Source organism: Pantoea sp. SIMBA_079 (genome assembly GCF_046940275.1).
Classification (GTDB): Bacteria; Pseudomonadota; Gammaproteobacteria; order Enterobacterales; family Enterobacteriaceae; genus Pantoea; species Pantoea borealis.
The window spans coordinates 1-19794 of sequence record NZ_JAWRYR010000005.1 but is presented as its reverse complement, the minus strand read 5'-3'; the positions used below and the strand labels follow the sequence as shown (position 1 = coordinate 19794).

Here is a 19794-nt window from a genome sequence, read left to right as displayed (position 1 = left end):
CGTGTCAGTGAGATCCGATCAGGAATTTTGCGCTGTGAAAGCTCCACAGGCCGCCCGCATCAGGCCTGTCAGGGTGCGGGCTGGCAGCAGGATAATACGCGCAAATGCAGCAAATTTCTTAGTGAGATTGTTTCCGGGCGTTAAAAAGGCCGCAGTTATGTGCGGCCTCAGAAAAAAGCGCGAATATCAGAACAGCCGAGGCCCATAACCCCACAGTACAACCGTCAGCGCCAGCAGCACTTCAAAGACCAGTACCCCAATCGCCAGCGTGGAGCCGGAGAAGCGCATACTCTCTTCACGATCGATATTTAAAAACACCGGAATACCGACATAAAGCAGATAACCGGTGTAAACCAGCGCCACTGCTCCCGCCAGTACGCAGAGCCACACCAGCGGATAAAGCGCCACCAGACCGCTGAGAAACAGCGGCGTGGCCACGTAGCCGGCGAATACGGTGCAGCGCTGAATACCGGGACGCTGCGGATAGTCGCGCGCCATCCAGTGGATCACCCGCCCCATCACTGCGACGCCGCCCAGAATTAACAAATAGAAGAGAATACCCAGACCGATGCCGGTCATCAGATTGAGCTGAATAAAGCGATTTTCGCCAAGATTCCAGCCAAATTGTGTCGTGCCGATAAAGGCACATATTACCGGTATCGCTGCCATGAGCAGCACGTGATGCGTGTAATGATGTGAAACGCTTTCGTTTTCCTGCTTGATATGGCGCATTTCCTGATTCGGATGCGCCAGAAGACCCCAGACATGATTCATAAAATCACTCCTCTGATGCAGTGGGCCGCCCCTTTAGCATTCAGTCAGACTCCGACAGGCAGCGTCTCTTCAAGTATAACCAGCCCGCCTGTTTTTGCGGCCCGCAGCACAAAAAAAGCCGTCTGCAGCTACACTGCTCAGGTGTTTGTTCTGTGCAGGGAGAAAAAATTGCATCTCGATATCAATGGATTAATCACCCAGTATGGCTATCTGGCCCTGATGATTGGCTGTATTGCCGAAGGGGAAACCTTTACGCTGCTGGGCGGCGTGGCAGCCCATGAGGGGCTGCTGCACTACGGCGGCGTGGTGCTGGCGGCGATGGCAGGCGGGATCATTGGCGACCAGCTGCTGTTCTGGCTCGGCCGCCGCTACGGTACACGCATTTTGCGCCGCTTCAGTAAACATCAGGCGACGATTGGCAAAGCTAAGCGCCTGATCCAGAAGCATCCCAGCCTGTTTGTTATCGGCGTACGTTTTATGTATGGCTTTCGCCTGATTGGGCCGATTATCATCGGCACCAGCCGCCTGAAGCCGCTGCGTTTTTTTGTGCTCAATGTGATCGGTGCTGCGCTCTGGGCGCTGATATTTGTCACGCTGGGCTATTTTGCCGGCGAAATCATTGCGCCCTGGCTGCATAAGCTTGATCAGCACCTCAAACATCTGGTCTGGCTGGCGGCGGCTATCGTCACCGGTATCGTATTACGCTACCTGATCCGCCGCTGGAACCACCGCCGCGCCGGTTAGCTGTGGTAGCCTTTGAACTGCGGATTTGCCAGGGTGAATCCGCCGTCTACCACAAACGACTGGCCGGTAGTATAGGTGGCCCATTCAGAGCAGAGCCATGCCACCAGACTGGCAATTTCACGCGTGTCGCCAGGCCGGCCTATCGGGATCTCCGGCATATGGCGACGACGCGCATCGCTGTTTTCCATATCGTTCATCGGCGTGGCTATCGCGCCGGGTGCCACGGCATTAACCAGGATATGGTGCGGCAGCAGACTCAGCGCCATCGATTTAGTCAGCCCGCCCAGCGCATGTTTCGCGGCGGTATACGCCACCGCGCCGGGCAGCGGCGTATGCTCATGCACGGAGGTGATATTGATGATTCGCCCGCCGTCGCCCTGGTCAACCATATGATGGGCAGCGATCTGTCCACAGACAAACGCGCCGTCGACGTCAACATCAAATACCTTACGCCACTCACTAAAATCCATGTCGAGAAAATCAGCCTGCGATACCACCCCGGCATTGTTGACCAGCACATCAATGCGCCCCAGCGAGTTAATCAGCTGTGCCAGCTGTTTGCCGCCCGCCTGCGGATCGGAGAGATCAAGCTGACGCACCTGCGCCTGCTGTCCCTTGCTCTCCACCAGACGCGCAGTCTCCTGCGCGCCCTCCTCATCGGTGTGCCAGGTAATGCCCAGGGTATACCCCGCTTCTGCCAGCATCACGGCACAGCTGCGGCCAATGCCTGAATCCGATCCGGTTACTACCGCGACTCTCTGTTTGCCTGTCATCATCACGCGCTCCTTACAGTCAGGGATGTTTTAGTATAGAAGTTATCCATCCGTGCCACGACGCTGCCCTGCAAACCGTTTCGTCTATAGTTAACAGTCAGATAAGCTATCGGAGGCGGGATGAGCAAAATTAAACGCAGAATTGATGACCACGGTGTAATCGGCGATTTGCGCACCTGCGCCCTGATCGCTAACGATGGCACTATCGACTATCTCTGCTGGCCAGAACTGGACAGCCCTTCTGTCTTTGCAGCGCTGCTCGACAGCGAAGAAGCGGGCCGTTTTACCCTTGCCCCTGACTGGCCGCAGGCGCGTCGCCAGCAGCTTTACCTGCCTGATACCAATATTCTGCAGACCCGCTGGCTGGCCGATGAGGGGGTCGCGGAAATCACCGACTATATGCCGATCTGCGATGAGAGCAGCAAAGTCCCGCGCCTGGTACGCCGCGTAAAAGTGGTGCGCGGTACCGCCACTTTTCAGCTGGTCTGCGCACCGCGTCACGATTACGCCCGGGCAGAAACGCGTGCGGAAATGCGTGAGGGCGGCGTGGCCTTTCTGGCGGAGGGACAACCTGCGCTACGCCTGAGCGCCACGCTGCCGCTGCGCTGCGAAAATCAGGCGGCGGTAGCGGAATTCACGCTGCAGAGTGGCGAACACGCGGAGTTTGTTTTTGGCAACGATGATGACCCGCACGTTGAAACGATCTCAACGGCGCGCTGCTTTCAGGACACGCTTGATTACTGGCTGCGCTGGAGTAATCACAGCTCCTATCAGGGGCGCTGGCGTGAAATGGTGACGCGCTCAGCGCTGACGCTGAAGCTGCTTACGTCGCACGAGCATGGCTCCATCGCTGCCGCCGCCACCTTTGGTCTGCCGGAGGAGCTGGGCGGTGAACGCAACTGGGACTACCGCGCCTCCTGGATCCGCGACGCCTCGTTCAGCATGTATGCGCTGATGCGTCTCGGCTACGTGGAAGAAGCGCACGATTTTACCCGCTGGGTCGGCCGCTGTGTTGAACACAGCCATGATGACACGCCGCATCTGCAGGTGATGTATCGTCTGGACAGCGGCACTGAACTGCATGAAAGCGAACTGCTGAATCTTTCTGGTTACGCTGATTCACAGCCGGTGCGTATTGGTAACGACGCGTGGCGACAGACGCAGCTCGATATTTATGGCGAACTGATGGACGCTATCTATCTGGCCAACAAATATGGCGACGCCATCTCCCACCGTGGCTGGCTGCACGTCTCCAGCATGATTGATTACGTCTGTGACAACTGGAACCAGCCTGACGCCGGCATCTGGGAGATGCGCGGTCAGCCGGAGCATTTTCTTCATTCGCGCCTGATGTGCTGGGTAGCGCTGGATCGCGCGCTGCGTCTGGGTATGAAACGTTCACTGCCGATGCCTTACGATCGCTGGGATCGGGTGCGCAGTGAGATCCGCGACGATATCTGGCAGAACTTCTGGAATGCCGAACTGGGCCATTTTACCGCGACGCGCGGCGGCACCGCTCTGGATGCGTCCATGCTGCTGATGCCGCTGGTACGCTTTGTCAGCTCCACCGATCCTGACTGGCTGGCCACGCTGGATGCGATTAAGGCTAACCTGGTGAGTGATGGCCTGGTACGGCGCTATAATATCAGCGAAACCCCGGCTGACGGACTGGCAGGCGGTGAAGGCGCTTTTGTCGCCTGCTCTTTCTGGTATGTGGAGTGCCTGGCGCGTGCCGGCCGGGTGCAGGAGGCACATTTTGAGTTTGAGAAGCTGCTGAGCTATGCCAACCCGCTGGGTCTGTATGCCGAAGAGTTTACTGAACGCGGCTATGCCCTGGGTAACGTTCCGCAGGCGCTCAGCCACCTGGCGCTGATCAGTGCCGCCTTTTTTCTTAACCGTAAACTCAGCGGTGAAGTCACGCTCTGGCAGCCCTGACTATTCACAATTTGGGGCATTGCGCCAACAGATTTATCTGTGAAGAAGGACTTTTTGCGTAAAGTATCTTCAGGCAGTAAAAATCATCATTCCCATCGCCGCGGCAATGCACATATAATGCGCAGCGGGTCACACTGACCACGATGGATTCGATACTCTGACAAGCCTGAAACACGGCCATAACGACTTGTAAAAACATGAAAAAAAGCATTCGCGCGTTCGCTTCACTAGCTCTTGCCCTGGCCGCTTTCAGCCAGTCAGCCTTTGCTGTCGTCTATCCGCTCCCTGCAGCGAATAGCCGCCTAATTGGCGAAAACATTGAAATCACCGTGCCGGAAGAGAGTAAACTTCCGCTGGAAGCTTTTGCTGCTCAGTATCAGATGGGCCTCAGCAACATGCTGGAAGCGAACCCCGGCGTTGACGTTTACCTGCCTAAAGCGGGCAGCAAAATGGTGATCCCACAGCAGCTGATCCTGCCTGACGCGCCGCGTGAAGGCATCGTGATCAACAGCGCCGAGATGCGTCTCTACTACTACCCGAAAGGCACTAAGACCGTTGTCGTGCTGCCTATCGGTATCGGTGAGCTGGGGAAAGATACCCCGGTTAACTGGACCACCAAAGTAGAGCGTAAAAAAGCGGGCCCGACCTGGACGCCAACCAAAGCGATGCACGCTGAATATGCAGCACGCGGCGAGAGCATTCCGGCCGTCTTCCCGGCCGGCCCGGATAACCCGATGGGTCTGCACGCGCTCTATATCGGCCGCCTGTATGCGATTCACGGGACTAACGCCAACTTCGGTATCGGCTTGCGCGTCAGCCACGGTTGCGTCCGCCTGCGTGCCGACGATATCAAATGGCTGTTTGACAACGTGCCGGTCGGCACCCGCGTGCAGTTTATCGATCAGCCGGTTAAAGCGACCGTTGAGCCGGATGGTTCACGCTGGATTGAGGTGCATAACCCGCTCTCCACCACGGAAGAGCAGTTCAACTCGCGTGAGCTGGTACCGATCAATCTGACGTCAGCCGTGACAAAAGTGGTTGCTGATGCCAGCACGCGTCAGGATGCAGTCAACAACGCCATCCAGGCACGCAGCGGTATGCCGACCAAAATCAACGGTCAGGCCGATGATGCGCAGCCGGCAGCAATTGCCGTTCAGGAATCGGCTGATGCAATGCCAAAAGAGGAACCGATGACGCCACAGGGCGCAACGGCCGTCGCACCGCCAGCCGATCAGCCTGCTGCACAACCGCAGGCAGAACAGCAGCCGGCACCGGTCGATCAGGCGCAGCCCGCGACCAGCAACAGCCTCTGATGACATTCTGATGCTGTCAGAAAAGCCAGCCTCCGGGCTGGCTTTTTTATTGCCATCATCATTCTGTCACACTGCAGGCGTATCACACTGCCAGTAGCGGATGCGGTGGGTGCATCCGGTCATCAATGGGGTGTGTCATGGCTGAAACCAGTTTACCGGCGGCGCGCGGACGTCCCGACCTGCAGCGCGGCAGCGGTCCGCTCTCCCGCCTGCTGTTTCTGCTGCTGCTGGCTGCAGGGCTGATTTTTACCGCTGTTAACCTGTTTAACGATGTGGCAGAAACCGGCGCGGTGGTCACCACCTATACGCCCTTTTTTCTGCTGGCGCTGGCGTTGCTGATTGCGCTGGGCTTTGAATTTGTCAACGGTTTCCACGACACCGCCAACGCCGTGGCGACGGTGATCTATACCCATTCTCTGACGCCCGGCGTGGCGGTGGTCTGGTCCGGTATCTGTAATTTTCTCGGCGTGCTGCTCTCCAGCGGCGTGGTGGCCTTTGGCATTATTTCGCTGCTGCCGGTCGAGCTTATTCTGCAGGCGGGCAGCGGACACGGCTTTGCCATGGTCTATGCGCTGCTCTTCTCTGCCATTATCTGGAACCTGGGAACCTGGTATTTTGGTCTGCCCAGCTCCTCTTCCCATACGCTGATTGGCTCTATCATCGGCGTCGGGGTGGCGAATGCGCTGCTGCATGGCCGCAGCGGCACCAGCGGCGTTGACTGGGATCAGGCGCTGAAAGTGGGCTACGCCCTGCTGCTCTCGCCGATCGTGGGATTTGTCTGCGCGGCTCTGCTGCTGCTGGTGCTGAAAGCGCTGGTGCGTCATCGCCAGCTCTATCAGGCGCCCGACAGCCCCCGGCCACCGCCGGTCTGGATCCGCGGGCTGCTGATCCTGACCTGCACCGGCGTCTCTTTCGCGCACGGCTCCAATGATGGCCAGAAAGGCATGGGACTGATCATGCTGATTCTGGTGGGCACGATGCCGATTGCTTACGCCCTGAACCGGTCATTGCCGCCGGAGCAGATTCCGCGCGTCGCGGCACTGACGCAGATCACGGAGCAGCAGCTGCTGACGCTGCAGCCGGCACCGGATGCCATGCCGGCTCCGCGCGCGGTGCTGACGGAATTTGTCCGCAGCCGTCAGTACCGTCCTCAGGTGTTGCCGGCGCTGGGCCTGCTGCTGGGTGATATCAGCGAACAGATCAGGCGCTACGGTTCAGTGAATAATATTCCGGCACAGGCGGTGACCAACACCCGTAATGACATGTACCTGGCGTCAGAAAGTATCCGGCACCTGCAGAGCAGCCGCGTGACGCTGCCCGAAGAGACCGCACGCAATCTCAGCGCCGCTAAGCGCGAGCTGGATAGCGCCACGCGCTTTATTCCGCTCTGGGTAAAGGTCGCGGTGGCGCTGGCGCTGGGCCTCGGCACGCTGGTGGGCTGGCGACGTATCGTCATTACGGTGGGCGAGCGCATCGGCAAATCGCATCTCAGCTATGCGCAGGGGGCCAGCGCCGAACTGGTGGCGATGGCGACAATCGGCGCGGCGGACGCGTTTGGCCTGCCGGTCTCCACCACGCATGTGCTCTCATCCGGCGTGGCGGGAACCATGGCCGCAAACCGTTCCGGCCTGCAGCTTGCCACGCTGCGTAATCTGGCGATGGCCTGGATCCTGACGCTGCCGGTCTCTGTGCTGCTGGCGGGCGTGCTCTATGCGCTGTTCGCACAGATATGAGCGACGGTAAGGCAAAAAAAAAGCCAGCACGGAGGCTGGCTTTTTATAGCGGGGAAGCGCATAACGCTTAGCGTTCCAGACGCTCCGCATAGCGCTCAATCGCTGCGGCAATATCGGCAGATACCCGCAGCGTCCGTACCTCACTGAAGAGATCGGCTGCTTCAGGGTAGGCTTTACGCAGATAGCCCAGCCACTGTTTGATGCGCGCAACATGATAATTGCCGGTGTCTCCCTGCTTCTCCAGCCGGGTATACTTCAGCAGCAGCGCCACCACATCCGGCCAGCCCATCGGCGCCTCGTTATGCTTCACCACGCGTCCGAGGTTAGGCACATTCAGCGCACCGCGGCCAAGCATCACCGCATCGCAGCCGGTGATGCGCATACAGGCCTGTGCATCTTCCCAGCTCCAGATCTCACCGTTGGCGATGACCGGGATCGACAGCCGCTGACGAATTTCGCCAATCGCCTGCCAGTTAATGCATTCAGCCCGATAGCCATCCTCTTTGGTGCGCCCATGCACCACCAGCTCGCTGGCCCCCGCCTGCTGTACCGCATCGGCAATTTCAAAGCGGCGATCGCTGGCATCCCAGCCGAGCCGCACTTTAACCGTGACCGGCAGGTGATCCGGCACGGCAGCACGCATCGCCTGCGCGGCGCGATAGATAAGCTCCGGATCTTTCAGCAGCGTAGCGCCGCCGCCGCTGCCGTTAACCAGCTTTGACGGACAGCCGCAGTTAAGATCGACCCCCCATGAGCCGAGTTCGGCTGCGCGGGCGGCATTTTCTGCCAGCCAGGCCGGGTGCTGTCCCAGCAGCTGCAGCCGCACCCGCGTACCGGATGGCGTGCGGCTCTGATGGTGCAGCTCCGGACAGAGGCGATAGAACGACTTTACCGGCAGCAGCTGATCGACCACGCGCAGAAACTCGGTCACACAGAGATCGTAATCATTGACGCCGGAGAGCAGTTCACGCACCAGTGAATCCAGTACGCCCTCCATCGGAGCCAGTAACACCCGCATTGCGTTATGCGTTCCCGTTGCCTTTGGCAGCCGGACGACGTGAACGTGCCGGTTTGCCTGCGTTACCTGCCGCCGGGCCGTTGCCGCCCTGACGACGCGGCGCACGCGACTCACTCTGCGGGCGCGCAGCGCCATTACCCTGACGCTGACCGCCGCCGGCGCGACCGGCGTTGCCGCCCTGCCCCTGACCACGACCGCGCGGCTGCTGCTGACGACCATTCTGGATCGGCTCCGCTTTAATGCTCGGATCGGGCTCAAAGCCCGGCAGCGCAATGCGCGGGATCTCACGCTTCAGCAGCCGCTCGATATCACGCAGCAGCTTGTGTTCATCAACACAGACCAGCGACAGCGCGGCACCGGTTGCCGCGGCGCGTCCGGTACGGCCGATACGGTGCACGTAATCTTCCGCCACGTTTGGCAGCTCATAGTTCACCACGTGCGGCAGCTCTTCAATATCGAGACCGCGTGCGGCGATATCAGTCGCGACCAGAACACGAATGCTGCCCGATTTAAAATCAGCCAGCGCGCGGGTACGGGCGCCCTGACTCTTGTTACCGTGGATAGCCGCTGCGGTGATGCCATCTTTGTTCAGCTGCTCAGCCAGGTGGTTGGCACCGTGCTTGGTACGGGTAAACACCAGTACCTGCTGCCAGTTGTCACGGCCAATCATCAGCGACAGCAGTTCCCGCTTACGCTTCTTATCAACAAAGTGCACCTGCTGCGACACCTGCTCTGACGCGGTGTTGCGGCGGGCCACTTCTACCTGCTCCGGGTTCGTCAGCAGTTTTTCTGCCAGCGTCTTGATTTCGTCGGAGAACGTTGCTGAGAACAGCAGGTTCTGACGCTTCGCCGGCAGCTTCGCCAGGACGCGACGGATGTCATGAATAAAGCCCATATCGAGCATGCGATCGGCTTCATCCAGCACCAGGATTTCGACCTGCGAGAGATCAACCGCATTCTGATGCGCCAGATCCAGCAGACGACCTGGCGTTGCCACCAGCACGTCAACGCCGCCGCGCAGTTTCATCATCTGCGGATTAATGCTGACGCCACCAAACACGACCAGTGAACGCATGTTCAGGTACTGGCTGTATTCGCGCACGTTCTCACCGACCTGTGCGGCCAGCTCACGCGTTGGCGTCAGGATCAGCGCGCGCACCGGGCGGCGGCCGCGTGGCGCGGCAGGATTTTCAGAGAGACGCTGCAGCAGAGGCAGCGTAAAACCGGCGGTTTTACCGGTACCGGTCTGGGCGCTCGCCAGCAGGTCACGGCCAGCCAGCACTACGGGAATTGCCTGACGCTGAATTGGCGTCGGTTCGCGATAGCCCTGTTCTGCTACCGCACGCAAAATATCGGCATTCAAGCCGAGAGAGTCAAAGGACATGCAGGTGTATTACTCCGAACCGCCCTGATCGCGCTGCGCGATGTAGTTTTCAGGGGGGATATGACGCAGCCCCGGGGGCCTGCGTGTGAAAAGGGCACAAACTACCATGCGTAAGGAGGCGAGTGTACCAGCTTTCACTGCGCACTGCGACCTGCAAAACAGGCACGTCGCCGGTTGCTGCTGCGTGACGTGAGGTGCAGCAGGCAATAAAAAGGGAGCCTTTAAGGCTCCCTGACTGGCGGGATGCGCAGCGGTCAGCTACGCTTTTTCTCCACGCGGGGGGCGGGTTCTCTGGCCAGCAAAGAAACCAGCGCCGGGCCCACCAGCATCACGACGCCCAGGCAACCAATCAGCAGGTTGTTATGGAAAAAGCGTGAGATCAGGAACAGCGTCAGCATCGCTGCGCCAAAATAGTAAGTTGTGGTGACCTCTTCCAGAGTGTCACCCATACGGCGTAAACGGGCACTACGCTGCAGGGCCAGCATGGAGATAAACACCACTGCATAAGCTGCCACCAGGGTACTGCTCACTTCAACCAGTGCCTTGTGTTTCCAGCCCCAGACCAGTGCGGCAATCACCAGCAGATGCGTGGCGATGTGCAGACAGGTTTGACCGGTAACAATCTGAACACGATTAGACCATTTCATACTTTTCTCCTGGCAGACCCAACAGGTCGCCCAAGTGTATCTGACCGGAGCCAGACGGATTTCCTCAATGTAAAACAAATTTCAGATAACACCTTAATTTTCTCGCCCTGGCACCACCCGTTTGTGACAAAGACTACACTTTGTTCTATTCATGATGAAAAGGAGCGCGTCGCAGTATGCCACAAAACACGCAAGGATTTTCATTTAAAGTCCTGACGATCAATACCCATAAAGGTTTTACCACGTTTAATCGTCGCTTTATCCTGCCCGAATTACGCGACGCCGTACGCGCCACATCAGCGGATATCGTCTTTTTACAGGAGGTGATGGGTACCCACGCTATTCATGCCGCACAGATAGAAGCGTGGCCTGAAAACTCACATTATGAGTATCTGGCTGACACGATGTGGCGCGACTTCGCCTATGGCCGCAACGCGGTTTATCCTGAAGGCCATCACGGCAACGCGATATTGTCACGCTTTCCTATTGCTGAATATCAAAATCGCGACATATCTGTTGCTGGCAGCGAAAAGCGCGGCATGTTGCACTGTCAGATTACGCTGCCTGACCGGGCGCAGCCGCTGCATGTGATTTGTGTCCATCTCGGCCTGAAAGAGAAGCACCGGCTGATGCAGATGAAAATGATGTGTGACGTGATCAACGCGCTCCCGGCAGATGCCCCGCTGGTGGTAGCCGGTGATTTCAACGACTGGCAGGTGCGCGCTAACCGTTTCCTGCAGCGCGGTGCCGGGCTGAAAGAGGTGTTCAGCCTGAAAAATGGCCGTCCGGCACGCACCTTCCCTGCACGCTTTCCGCTATTGCGCCTCGATCGTATCTATATTCGTAATGCATCCGTCAGCCAGCCCTGGGCGCTGCCGGTCAAACCCTGGTCTCATCTGTCCGATCATGCGCCGCTGGCGGTGGAGATATTCCTATGAATTTCAACTGGCGTGACGGCAACCAGCTGCGCCTGCTGGAGAACGGCGAAGCGTTTTTTCCGCGCGTATCGGGTGCCATCCAGCGCGCCGAGCGCACGCTGCTGCTTGAAACCTTCATTCTTTTTGAAGATAACGTCGGCAAGGCGCTGCACCGTGACCTGCTGGCGGCGGCGCAGCGCGGCGTAAAAGTCGAAGTCATGGTAGATGGCTACGGCTCTCCCGATCTCTCCGATGATTTTGTTAATACGCTGACGGAGGCGGGCGTTCGGTTTATCTACTACGATCCGCGCCCGCTGGTCATGGGGATGCGTACCAATCTCTTTCGCCGTCTGCACCGTAAGATCGTGGTGATCGATGAGCAAATTGCCTTTGTTGGCGGCATTAATTTCTCGGCAGAGCACAACACCGATTACGGTCCGGAAGCGAAGCAGGATTATGCCGTTGAAGTAAAAGGACCGGTGGTGATCGATATCGCCCGCTTTGTCCAGATGGCGATGGGCAGCGATCAGATCACCCGCCGCTGGTGGGGGAAACCGTCAAAGCACGTGGCCGTTAATGCCCAGCCCGGCAGCGCGCAGGTGCTGTTTGTTTATCGTGATAATAATGAACATCGTGACGACATTGAGCAGCACTATCTGGATATGCTGCGTAAAGCCAAACGCGATGTGATCATCGCCAACGCCTATTTTTTCCCTGGTTATCGTCTGCTGCGCGAGATGCGTAACGCTGCCCGACGTGGGGTGCGCGTGCGGCTGATAGTACAGGGTGAGCCCGATATGCCGATCGTAAAAGTAGGGGCCGAGCTGCTCTATAACTATCTGGTGGATGGCGGTGTGGAGGTGTATGAGTATTGCCGCCGTCCGCTGCATGGCAAGGTCGCGGTGCAGGATCAGCACTGGACCACGGTGGGCTCCAGTAACCTCGATCCGCTCAGCCTGTCGCTGAATCTTGAAGCCAACCTGATTATTTACGATCGCACATTTAACCAGACGCTGCGCGATAATCTGGAAGGCCTGATCCAGCATGACTGCGTGCGCGTTCAGGATGACAAACTGCCGCCGCGTAACTGGTGGCAGTTAACCAAGGGCGTCATTGTCTTCCACTTTCTGCGCCACTTCCCGGCCATTGCGGGCTGGCTGCCTGCACATACGCCTCAGCTGTCCCAGGTCTCTCCCCCGGTCCAGCCAGAGATGGAGACGCAGGATCGGGTGGAAGCCAATAACGAAGGAGCAAAATCCTGATGAGCAAAAAGAACCCGAAGTGGCGGCTGGCGAAAAAGATCCTGACGTGGCTCTTTTTTATCGCCGTGATCGTTTTGCTGGTGATTTATGCGCGTAAAGTCAACTGGGAGGATGTCTATAAAGTCATTACCGGCTACAACCGCTATGTGGTGCTGGGCGCGGCCGGGCTGGTGGTGGTCAGTTATATTACCTATGGCCTGTACGATCTGATCGGCCGCGTCTACTGCGGCCATAAGCTATCGAAGCGGCAGGTGATGCTGGTGTCGTTTATCTGCTACGCCTTTAACCTGACGCTCAGTACCTGGGTGGGCGGCGTCGCCATGCGCTACCGCCTTTATTCACGCCTGGGCCTTTCAGGCAGCACCATTACCCGTATTTTTTCACTGAGCATTGCCACTAACTGGCTTGGCTATATTTTGCTGGGCGGCGTGGTGTTTGTCTCCGGCATGGTGCCGATTCCGCCGCGCTGGTTTATTGGTGAAGGCACGCTGCGTATCATCGGTGGTGCACTGCTGCTGCTGACAGCGGTCTACCTCTGGGCCTGCGCCTTTGCGAAAAAGCGGCAGTGGACGGTGAAGGGCCAGCGGCTGCAGCTGCCTTCACTGCGTATGGCGCTGTTTCAGTTTGCCGTCTCCTGCGCAAACTGGATGGTGATGGGCACCATTATCTGGCTGCTGCTGATGCGCGAAGTGGATTATCCCATCGTGCTGGGCGTGCTGCTGATCAGCAGTATTGCCGGGGTGATTATTCATATTCCGGCGGGTATCGGCGTGCTGGAAGCGGTGTTTCTGGCCCTGCTGAGCGGACAGCACGCTTCACATGGTGAAATTATCGCCGCGCTGCTTGCCTACCGCGTCCTCTACTTTATTCTGCCGCTGCTGCTGGCGCTGGTGCTGTATCTCTGGCTGGAGAGCCGGGCGAAGCATCTGCGACATAAAAATCAGCAGAAAATGGCAGAGCAGTAACTGCAGCTGACGGGATGAAAAACGGGGGCGCATCGCTGCGCCCCCGGTCACATTAAACGCGGCGTGTTAACGACGGTTGCCGAAAATCCGCAGCAGCATCAGAAACAGATTGATGAAGTCGAGATAGAGCGTCAGCGCGCCCATGATAGAGTAGCGGCGCAAATTTTCGCTATCACGGGCATCAATGTTTTCGCCCACCGCTTTCAGCTTCTGCGTGTCATAAGCGGTCAGGCCTACAAACACCACCACACCAATATAGGTAATGGCCCACATCAGCGCCGGGCTCTTCAGCCAGAAGTTCACCAGCGACGCCAGCACAATGCCAATCAGCGCCATAAACAGCAGACTGCCGATACGGCTCAGATCGCGTTTAGTGGTGTAGCCGTAAAAGCTCATCGCCCCAAACATTCCGGCGGTAACAAAAAAGGTGCTGGCGATAGACGAGTAGGTGTAAACGAGAAAAATACTCGCCATGGTCAGACCGGTCAGCGCCGAATAGAGCATAAACAGCGCGGTCGCCACGGCCCCGCTCATGCGCTGTACCAGGCCTGACAGCACAAAGACCAGCGCCAGCTGCGCGATGATCAGGCCAAAGAAGGTGATGCGGTTAGCAAACACCAGCTCCATCACCGCGGGGGTACGTGCGGCAAACCAGGAGACAAACGCGGTAAGCAGCAGGCCGCAGGTCATCCAGCCATAGACCTGAGCCATATAAGCCTGCAGCCCGGCTGACGCTGGCTGCACAAACGAATCATTACGTGGATATCGATCCATGATGCACCTCTCAAATAAAAATTACAGGGTCAGTGTGAAGTGTATACCATGCCGCTTCAACGGCGCGTCATACACTGCTGATATCGGCTATTAACCCGCTGAGCAAACCACGCGGTGGTCAGATTGCGGGTGATTTTCGGGCTCTCCAGTTTGATCCCCGGCAGCATTTCGCGCGGCACCCGCTTGCCCGCCATTTTGTCAGCCAGAATAAAGGTCTGTTTCCATAACGTTGTGTCGCTGAAGCCCGCCGTGTCCCCTTTTTCCAGATCGCGGCGAATTTCCCGGTCGCTCATATCCAGGCGTTTACCCAGCGTACGTACCGCCAGCTCAGTCGAGCCCGCCTGCTCGCTGCCGTAATTGATCAGATCGCCATCCAGTGCCAGACGAATACCGCTGGCGCGCGCAATCGCGGCCTGAAACGCCGCGTTGCGGCTGGCGTACCAGCCTGCGTTAAAGTCGGCGAAACGATAGAGGGGCTGACTATAGTCCGCCGGGTAGCCCAGCAGATGCTTCGTGCCAAACCAGATCCCTCCGCGCTGGCTGAACACCTCGCGCCGGATTGAGCCATCGATAGCATACGGGTAGCCCTGCGCATGCGCCTCGGCAAAGGCAACGCTCACCTGCATTGGTCCGCCGGTGTGTACCGGATTCAGCTTGCCAAACAGCGTCTGCCCCATCGGCACCATATCGATAAAATCATCAAAAATGGCGCTCAGCTCTTTTTCACTGCGCACCTTGTCCAGCCGCGCGGCGTAGCTCTCACCGTTTGAGGATTTAATCAGCAGCGCAGTCCGCACCAGAAAGGCCGGAACGTGCAGCTTTGCGGCCCGCCGGTCAATCTCGCCCCAGGCAATTTTGGGTAATCCGGGCACGTTAGCATCCGCGCTGAAATTGGACTCCTGCCCGGCCACGGCAATCACCGCGCACAGATTGCTGGCGCTGGGATCGAGCTGCTGGACACGAAAAGCGGTATAAATGTCATCAGCCCAGGCTGATTTTTGCGTCACGTAACCGGGCAGCAGCTGCTGGATCTGCGCTTTGACATCCGCGGGCTGGCGCGCCGGCGCCTGCGGCTCTTTTTTACTGCTGCAGCCGGCCACGATCAGCGCGGTCAGCAGAAGCGCGCCGCGGCGTAAGAAGGTTGGTTTCATCCTGCTCCCTGATAAGAAAAAGCGTGCCTCAGGCACGTTGCGGGCGTGAGGCTGTCAGCCCCCGCCCTGTCCGTTATGAGTCCCAGCGCGCCGCTGCCTGATGGTCACTGTCGCGTGCATCCACCCAGCGATCCCCCTCCGGGGTGGCTTCGCGCTTCCAGAACGGCGCGCGGGTTTTAAGATAATCCATAATAAACTCTGCCGCCGCAAACGCGCTGCCGCGGTGTGCGCTACTGACGCCTACCAGCACAATCTCATCGCCGGGAAAAAGCTCGCCCACGCGATGGATCACCGTGATCTGCTGTAATGGCCAGCGCTGCCGGGCGGCTTCAGCAATTTCCGCCAGCGCTTTTTCCGTCATGCCTGGATAGTGCTCCAGCGTCAGTGCCGCCACGTCAGCGCCCAGGTTGTGATTGCGCACTTTACCGGTGAAGGTCACGATAGCGCCATCCCGATCGTCTGCGGCCAGCAGCCGGTACTCGGCTCCTGTATCAAACGGCTCGCGTCCGACACGAATACGGGTTGTCATGATTAACCTCCGGTGACCGGCGGGAAAAAGGCCACTTCATCCCCTGCCTGCAGCGGATGAGTCATAGGGACGAGCGTCTGATTAACCGCGGCCAGCAGCCTGCCCGACTCCAGCGCCAGCGCCCAGCGATCGCCGCGCTGCGCCAGCGCATCACGCAGTGCCGCCACGTCGGGATAGGTTTCCGTCAGCGTCAGCTCGCTGGTGCCGGTCAGCTCGCGCACCTGGGCAAAGAACAGGACGTTAATCATGGCTGGCCGCCTTAAAATCACCTGATTTACCGCCGCTTTTGCTCAGCAGGCGCAGCTGATCGATCACGATATCTTTCTGTACCGCTTTGCACATGTCATAGATGGTCAGCGCCGCTACAGAGGCTGCCGTCAGCGCCTCCATTTCCACACCGGTTTTACCGCTCAGGCGGCAGCGCGAAGTGACGCGCACCCGGCTCTGTGCCGGTTCCGCTTCCAGCGTCACTTCCACTTTACTTAGCATCAGCGGATGACAGAGCGGTATCAGCTCCCAGGTGCGCTTTGCGGCCTGAATGCCGGCGATGCGGGCAGTGGCAAAGACGTCGCCTTTATGATGGCTGCCTTCCATGATCATCTGCAGCGTGGCGGGTGACATCAGCACCAGCGCCTCCGCCTGCGCTTCGCGCACGGTTTCGTTTTTACCGGAGACATCGACCATGTGCGCTTCGCCAGCGGCGTTAATATGTGTTAACTGATTCATACAGTGACTTTCTTCAGGTGAGAGACAAAATTACAGGGCCGGGTGCGCGCATCCAGCTGATCGGCGATGATGCGTTCCCAGCCGCAGCGGCAGGCGCTGGTGGACCCAGGCAGAGCAAATATCAGGGTCTGATTAGCGAGGCCGGCAACGGCACGCGACTGCAGCGTTGCGCTACCGATATCTTCATAAGAGAACATGCGGAACAGTTCGCCAAAGCCGTCAATTTCACGATCAAACAGCGGCAGCAGCGCTTCCGGGGTACTGTTTTTACTGTTAAAACCGGTACCGCCGTTCACAATCACCACCTGAATATCGTCGCTGGCGATCCAGCGCGACACCGTGGCGCGGATGCGGTAGCGATTGTCAGGCAGAATAGCGTGGTCCACCACCTGGTGCCCCGCGTCAGCAAGCGCCTCGCGCAGATAATCACCTGAAGTGTCGCTGGCCGCATCGCGGCTGTCGGATATGGTCAGCACCGCGGCAGACAGGGCGGTAAATTCGCCGGTTGGTTTAGCCATGGCTGTAACTCCTGTGTTTAGCCACCAATGAAAGAGAGATTTTGCGTAATACCGGTCTGGCCCTGATGCAGAAAATGCGTCTGCTTTTTCTGGCCAAGACTGTGGGCGATACGCGCCTGCAGCTCGCCCTGCTGTGCATCGGAAGCGAGCAGATCGCGCAGCTCTACCCCGCCGTCGCCAAACAGGCAGAGGTGCAGTTTTCCGGTGGCTGAGACGCGCAGCCGGTTGCAGCTGGCACAGAAATCTTTTTCATACGGCATAATCAGACCCACCTCACCCTGATAGTCAGGATGACGAAATACCTGCGCCGGTCCGTCGCTGCGGCCGCGCGGCTGGCGCTGCCAGCCCTGCATGATTAGCCGATCGCGGATCACCTCACCGGAGATATGGTGACGCCGGAACAGATCGCCTCCTTCGCCGGTCTCCATCAGCTCAATAAAGCGCAGCTGGATCGGACGCGTGCGGATCCAGGCCAGAAACGTATCCAGACTCTGGCTGTTGACATCGCGCATCAGCACGCTGTTGACTTTGACTTTTTCAAATCCGGCGTCAAACGCGGCGTCGATGCCGGCCATGACTTCAGCAAATTTATTCTGCCCGGTAATGGCATGAAACTGCCGCGCATCCAGGCTGTCCACGCTAACGTTAATGTGGGTCAGCCCTGCATCGCGCCATGACTGAACGTCACGCGCCATCCGGTAGCCGTTGGTGGTCACCGCGATCTGTCGCAGCGCGGCGTTTTCACGCACGGCAGCAATGATGTCGGTAAAGTCGCGGCGCATTGAGGGTTCGCCACCGGTAAGGCGAATTTTCTCCGTTCCCGCGGCGGTAAAGGCGCGGGTTACCCGGCGGATCTCATCCAGCGAAAGAAAGCTCTTGTTGCGGGTACTGCCAGGTTTATAGCCATCCGGCAGACAGTAAGTACAACGGAAATTACATACATCCGTGATCGACAGGCGCAAATAATAGAAGCTACGCGCCCAGGCATCTGTAAATTGTGGCACCTTAACACCTTTCCAAAGTCGGGAGATGCAGGCATTTCTTTCTGCACCCTGGCAGCATTACGCTGCGGCCAGGCGGCCCTATCATTTGACTTAGGCGCGCAAGGCTTAAGAGTTTGTTGTCATTGAGGACAACGCGGTCTCTGGATGGTAGCGTGCTTTGCGTCAGTCAGCCAGTCACTGCGTGCGTTGTATAATATGATATATAGCGATTTTTAACGGCATTATCGCAGCAGAATAGGCTAAACTGCGCCACATGACGCTGCCTTCCGGCAGCAGAAATCAGCTTTTTGAGCGCAGTAAATCAGGTAAGGAGCAGCATGAATCGAACGCTGGCAGATTTAGATCGCGTGGTGGCACTGGGCGGCGGGCACGGCCTGGGCCGCGTGATGTCAGCGCTGGCACCGCTGGGTTCGCGTCTCACCGGTATTGTGACCACCACGGATAATGGCGGCTCTACCGGACGTATCCGCCGTTCAGAAGGCGGTATCGCCTGGGGAGACATGCGCAACTGTCTTAATCAGCTGATTACCGAACCGAGCGTGGCTTCCGCGATGTTTGAATATCGCTTTGCCGGTAACGGCGAGCTGGCGGGGCATAATCTGGGTAACCTGATTCTGAAAGCGCTGGACCATCTCAGCGTGCGCCCGCTGGAAGCGATTAACATTATCCGCAATCTGCTCAAGGTTGATGCGTTTCTTATCCCGATGTCGGAGCAGCCGGTGGATCTGGTAGCACAGGATGCAGAAGGCAATATGGTTTATGGCGAAACTGCGATAGATGAGATGCGCCAGGCCCCTCAGACGCTGATGCTGCATCCGGCCGTTAATCCCACCCGCGAAGCGCTGGACGCCGTGGCAGAAGCCGATCTGATCCTGATTGGTCCGGGCAGTTTTTACACCAGCCTGATGCCGATTTTGCTGATGGAAGAGATGGCGCGCGCGCTACGTCGTACGCCTGCCACCATGGTCTTTATTGGCAACCTTGGGCGCGAGCTCAGCCCGGCGGCAGCCCGCCTTAGCGTGGCAGATAAGCTGGCCATTATGGAACAGGCGATTGGTAAACGGGTCATTGATGCCGTGGTCATCAGCCCGACCGCCGACACGCAGGGTCTGGCACAGCGCGTTATTGTACAGGAGCCGCTGGAGGCCGAGGATATCCGTTACCGTCACGATCGGCAGCTGCTGCGTCTGGCGCTGGAGCACGCCATTCAGGCGCTGTAAGCGCGCCAGGGCCGCATAAATGCGGCCCCTACAGAAGACATATGCAGGGGCGCCATTCATGGTGCCCCTGGTCACGTATAAAATCCGCGGAATTTACGCAGGGGCGCCATTCATGGTGCCCTGATCACGTATAAAACCCGCGGAATTTACGTAGGGGCGCCATTAATGGCGCCCTGGTCACATATAAATATGGTGATACCTGAATACGCCAGGGCCGCATGAATGCGGCCCCTACGGGAGATTTACGTAGGGGCGCCATTAATGGCGCCCTGGTCACGTATAAAATCCGCGGAATTTACGTAGGGGCGCCATTCATGGCGCCCTGGTCATGTATAAAATCCGGTGGTGTATGAATACGCCAGGGCCGCATCAATGCGGCCCCTACGGGAGATTTGCGCAGGCTTGCC

Annotated in this window: 20 protein-coding genes and 1 riboswitch; of the genes, 8 read left to right on the top strand and 12 right to left on the bottom strand. The window is 58.2% G+C overall.

Annotated elements, in window-relative coordinates; translation table 11 throughout:
* Window positions 1-186: 186 nt before the first annotated feature.
* Window positions 187-774, bottom strand: a complete 588-nt coding sequence (locus tag SB719_RS09180; RefSeq protein ID WP_065649791.1) for a Yip1 family protein — start codon at window positions 772-774, stop codon at window positions 187-189.
* 168 nt (window positions 775-942) lie between these two features.
* Between SB719_RS09180 and SB719_RS09175 the strand changes: the two genes are divergently transcribed.
* Entirely contained in the window at window positions 943-1518 is a 576-nt protein-coding gene (locus SB719_RS09175) for a DedA family protein (protein WP_065650491.1), read from the top strand.
* On the opposite strand, the gene SB719_RS09170 is transcribed toward SB719_RS09175, so the two are convergent.
* Window positions 1515-2294: an SDR family oxidoreductase gene (locus SB719_RS09170; protein ID WP_075050748.1), complete on the bottom strand. Its 780-nt coding sequence runs from the start codon at window positions 2292-2294 to the stop codon at window positions 1515-1517. The genes SB719_RS09175 and SB719_RS09170 overlap by 4 nt on opposite strands.
* Window positions 2295-2411: 117 nt before the next feature.
* On the opposite strand from SB719_RS09170, the gene SB719_RS09165 reads away from it, so the two are divergent.
* The 3 genes from SB719_RS09165 (at window position 2412) to SB719_RS09155 (ending at window position 7272) form a co-directional block, all read left to right on the top strand.
* Window positions 2412-4226 (top strand): glycoside hydrolase family 15 protein, encoded by a 1815-nt coding sequence (locus SB719_RS09165; protein WP_065649792.1) that lies wholly within the window; start codon window positions 2412-2414, stop codon window positions 4224-4226.
* A gap of 197 nt (window positions 4227-4423) precedes the next feature.
* Window positions 4424-5539, top strand: a complete 1116-nt coding sequence (locus tag SB719_RS09160) for a L,D-transpeptidase family protein (RefSeq protein ID WP_065649793.1) — start codon at window positions 4424-4426, stop codon at window positions 5537-5539.
* Window positions 5540-5676: 137 nt separating this feature from the next.
* A complete protein-coding gene (locus SB719_RS09155) occupies window positions 5677-7272 on the top strand; it encodes an inorganic phosphate transporter (protein WP_292969766.1) in 1596 nt (531 codons plus the stop codon).
* Between the two features lie 67 nt (window positions 7273-7339).
* Here the strand turns inward: SB719_RS09155 and dusC are convergent, their stop codons facing one another.
* The 3 genes from dusC to SB719_RS09140 form a co-directional block, all read right to left on the bottom strand.
* Window positions 7340-8290 carry a tRNA dihydrouridine(16) synthase DusC gene (gene dusC, locus SB719_RS09150; protein WP_065649795.1) on the bottom strand — a complete coding sequence of 317 codons (951 nt, stop codon included), beginning with the start codon at window positions 8288-8290 and terminating at the stop codon, window positions 7340-7342.
* A gap of 4 nt (window positions 8291-8294) precedes the next feature.
* Window positions 8295-9674: an ATP-dependent RNA helicase RhlE gene (gene rhlE, locus SB719_RS09145; RefSeq protein ID WP_412159155.1), complete on the bottom strand. Its 1380-nt coding sequence runs from the start codon at window positions 9672-9674 to the stop codon at window positions 8295-8297.
* A gap of 254 nt (window positions 9675-9928) precedes the next feature.
* Window positions 9929-10321 carry a YbhQ family protein gene (locus tag SB719_RS09140; RefSeq protein ID WP_039383339.1) on the bottom strand — a complete coding sequence of 131 codons (393 nt, stop codon included), beginning with the start codon at window positions 10319-10321 and terminating at the stop codon, window positions 9929-9931.
* A 176-nt stretch (window positions 10322-10497) separates the two neighbouring features.
* Between SB719_RS09140 and SB719_RS09135 the strand changes: the two genes are divergently transcribed.
* From SB719_RS09135 to SB719_RS09125, 3 genes are read left to right on the top strand one after another with little or no spacing between them, the layout of a single operon-like run.
* Window positions 10498-11259, top strand: a complete 762-nt coding sequence (locus SB719_RS09135) for an endonuclease/exonuclease/phosphatase family protein (RefSeq protein ID WP_065649797.1) — start codon at window positions 10498-10500, stop codon at window positions 11257-11259.
* Complete coding sequence (gene clsB, locus SB719_RS09130; protein ID WP_292969762.1) at window positions 11256-12500, top strand: cardiolipin synthase ClsB; 1245 nt, start codon at window positions 11256-11258, stop codon at window positions 12498-12500. Before SB719_RS09135 ends, clsB begins: the two co-directional genes overlap by 4 nt.
* Window positions 12500-13465, top strand: a complete 966-nt coding sequence (locus SB719_RS09125; RefSeq protein ID WP_065649799.1) for a lysylphosphatidylglycerol synthase domain-containing protein — start codon at window positions 12500-12502, stop codon at window positions 13463-13465. Before clsB ends, SB719_RS09125 begins: the two co-directional genes overlap by 1 nt.
* A gap of 66 nt (window positions 13466-13531) precedes the next feature.
* Here SB719_RS09125 and SB719_RS09120 read toward each other — a convergent pair whose 3' ends face one another.
* From SB719_RS09120 to moaA, 7 genes are all read right to left on the bottom strand, one after another.
* Window positions 13532-14239, bottom strand: coding sequence for a Bax inhibitor-1 family protein (locus SB719_RS09120; protein WP_039383334.1), 708 nt, complete (start codon window positions 14237-14239; stop codon window positions 13532-13534).
* A 56-nt stretch (window positions 14240-14295) separates the two neighbouring features.
* Window positions 14296-15390, bottom strand: coding sequence for a DUF1615 domain-containing protein (locus SB719_RS09115; RefSeq protein WP_065649800.1), 1095 nt, complete (start codon window positions 15388-15390; stop codon window positions 14296-14298).
* A gap of 73 nt (window positions 15391-15463) precedes the next feature.
* Window positions 15464-15919, bottom strand: a complete 456-nt coding sequence (gene moaE / locus SB719_RS09110; protein WP_065649801.1) for a molybdopterin synthase catalytic subunit MoaE — start codon at window positions 15917-15919, stop codon at window positions 15464-15466.
* 2 nt (window positions 15920-15921) lie between these two features.
* Window positions 15922-16167 (bottom strand): molybdopterin synthase sulfur carrier subunit, encoded by a 246-nt coding sequence (gene moaD / locus SB719_RS09105; protein WP_065649802.1) that lies wholly within the window; start codon window positions 16165-16167, stop codon window positions 15922-15924.
* A complete protein-coding gene (gene moaC / locus SB719_RS09100; RefSeq protein ID WP_065649803.1) occupies window positions 16160-16645 on the bottom strand; it encodes a cyclic pyranopterin monophosphate synthase MoaC in 486 nt (161 codons plus the stop codon). Before moaC ends, moaD begins: the two co-directional genes overlap by 8 nt.
* Window positions 16642-17163, bottom strand: a complete 522-nt coding sequence (moaB, locus tag SB719_RS09095; protein WP_065649804.1) for a molybdenum cofactor biosynthesis protein B — start codon at window positions 17161-17163, stop codon at window positions 16642-16644. The genes moaC and moaB overlap by 4 nt, the downstream gene beginning before the upstream one ends.
* A 17-nt stretch (window positions 17164-17180) precedes the next feature.
* Window positions 17181-18167: a GTP 3',8-cyclase MoaA gene (gene moaA, locus SB719_RS09090; RefSeq protein ID WP_065649805.1), complete on the bottom strand. Its 987-nt coding sequence runs from the start codon at window positions 18165-18167 to the stop codon at window positions 17181-17183.
* A riboswitch (molybdenum cofactor riboswitch) is annotated at window positions 18157-18291 on the bottom strand. (Overlaps the previous gene by 11 nt.)
* A gap of 193 nt (window positions 18292-18484) precedes the next feature.
* Between moaA and SB719_RS09085 the strand changes: the two genes are divergently transcribed.
* On the top strand, window positions 18485-19387 hold the full coding sequence (locus tag SB719_RS09085; protein WP_065649806.1) for a gluconeogenesis factor YvcK family protein: 903 nt from the start codon (window positions 18485-18487) through the stop codon (window positions 19385-19387).
* Window positions 19388-19794 lie beyond the last annotated feature (407 nt).

Excerpts from the sequence above, each read along its gene's own strand:
- SB719_RS09180 (WP_065649791.1), bottom strand. The coding sequence starts at position 774 with ATGAATCATGTCTGGGGTCTTCTGGCGCATCCGAATCAGGAAATGCGC.
- SB719_RS09170 (WP_075050748.1), bottom strand. The coding sequence starts at position 2,294 with ATGATGACAGGCAAACAGAGAGTCGCGGTAGTAACCGGATCGGATTCA.
- SB719_RS09165 (WP_065649792.1), top strand. The coding sequence starts at position 2,412 with ATGAGCAAAATTAAACGCAGAATTGATGACCACGGTGTAATCGGCGAT.
- SB719_RS09160 (WP_065649793.1), top strand. The coding sequence starts at position 4,424 with ATGAAAAAAAGCATTCGCGCGTTCGCTTCACTAGCTCTTGCCCTGGCC.
- SB719_RS09155 (WP_292969766.1), top strand. The coding sequence starts at position 5,677 with ATGGCTGAAACCAGTTTACCGGCGGCGCGCGGACGTCCCGACCTGCAG.
- dusC (WP_065649795.1), bottom strand. The coding sequence starts at position 8,290 with ATGCGGGTGTTACTGGCTCCGATGGAGGGCGTACTGGATTCACTGGTG.
- rhlE (WP_412159155.1), bottom strand. The coding sequence starts at position 9,674 with ATGTCCTTTGACTCTCTCGGCTTGAATGCCGATATTTTGCGTGCGGTA.
- SB719_RS09140 (WP_039383339.1), bottom strand. The coding sequence starts at position 10,321 with ATGAAATGGTCTAATCGTGTTCAGATTGTTACCGGTCAAACCTGTCTG.
- SB719_RS09135 (WP_065649797.1), top strand. The coding sequence starts at position 10,498 with ATGCCACAAAACACGCAAGGATTTTCATTTAAAGTCCTGACGATCAAT.
- clsB (WP_292969762.1), top strand. The coding sequence starts at position 11,256 with ATGAATTTCAACTGGCGTGACGGCAACCAGCTGCGCCTGCTGGAGAAC.
- SB719_RS09125 (WP_065649799.1), top strand. The coding sequence starts at position 12,500 with ATGAGCAAAAAGAACCCGAAGTGGCGGCTGGCGAAAAAGATCCTGACG.
- SB719_RS09120 (WP_039383334.1), bottom strand. The coding sequence starts at position 14,239 with ATGGATCGATATCCACGTAATGATTCGTTTGTGCAGCCAGCGTCAGCC.
- SB719_RS09115 (WP_065649800.1), bottom strand. The coding sequence starts at position 15,390 with ATGAAACCAACCTTCTTACGCCGCGGCGCGCTTCTGCTGACCGCGCTG.
- moaE (WP_065649801.1), bottom strand. The coding sequence starts at position 15,919 with ATGACAACCCGTATTCGTGTCGGACGCGAGCCGTTTGATACAGGAGCC.
- moaD (WP_065649802.1), bottom strand. The coding sequence starts at position 16,167 with ATGATTAACGTCCTGTTCTTTGCCCAGGTGCGCGAGCTGACCGGCACC.
- moaC (WP_065649803.1), bottom strand. The coding sequence starts at position 16,645 with ATGAATCAGTTAACACATATTAACGCCGCTGGCGAAGCGCACATGGTC.
- moaB (WP_065649804.1), bottom strand. The coding sequence starts at position 17,163 with ATGGCTAAACCAACCGGCGAATTTACCGCCCTGTCTGCCGCGGTGCTG.
- SB719_RS09085 (WP_065649806.1), top strand. The coding sequence starts at position 18,485 with ATGAATCGAACGCTGGCAGATTTAGATCGCGTGGTGGCACTGGGCGGC.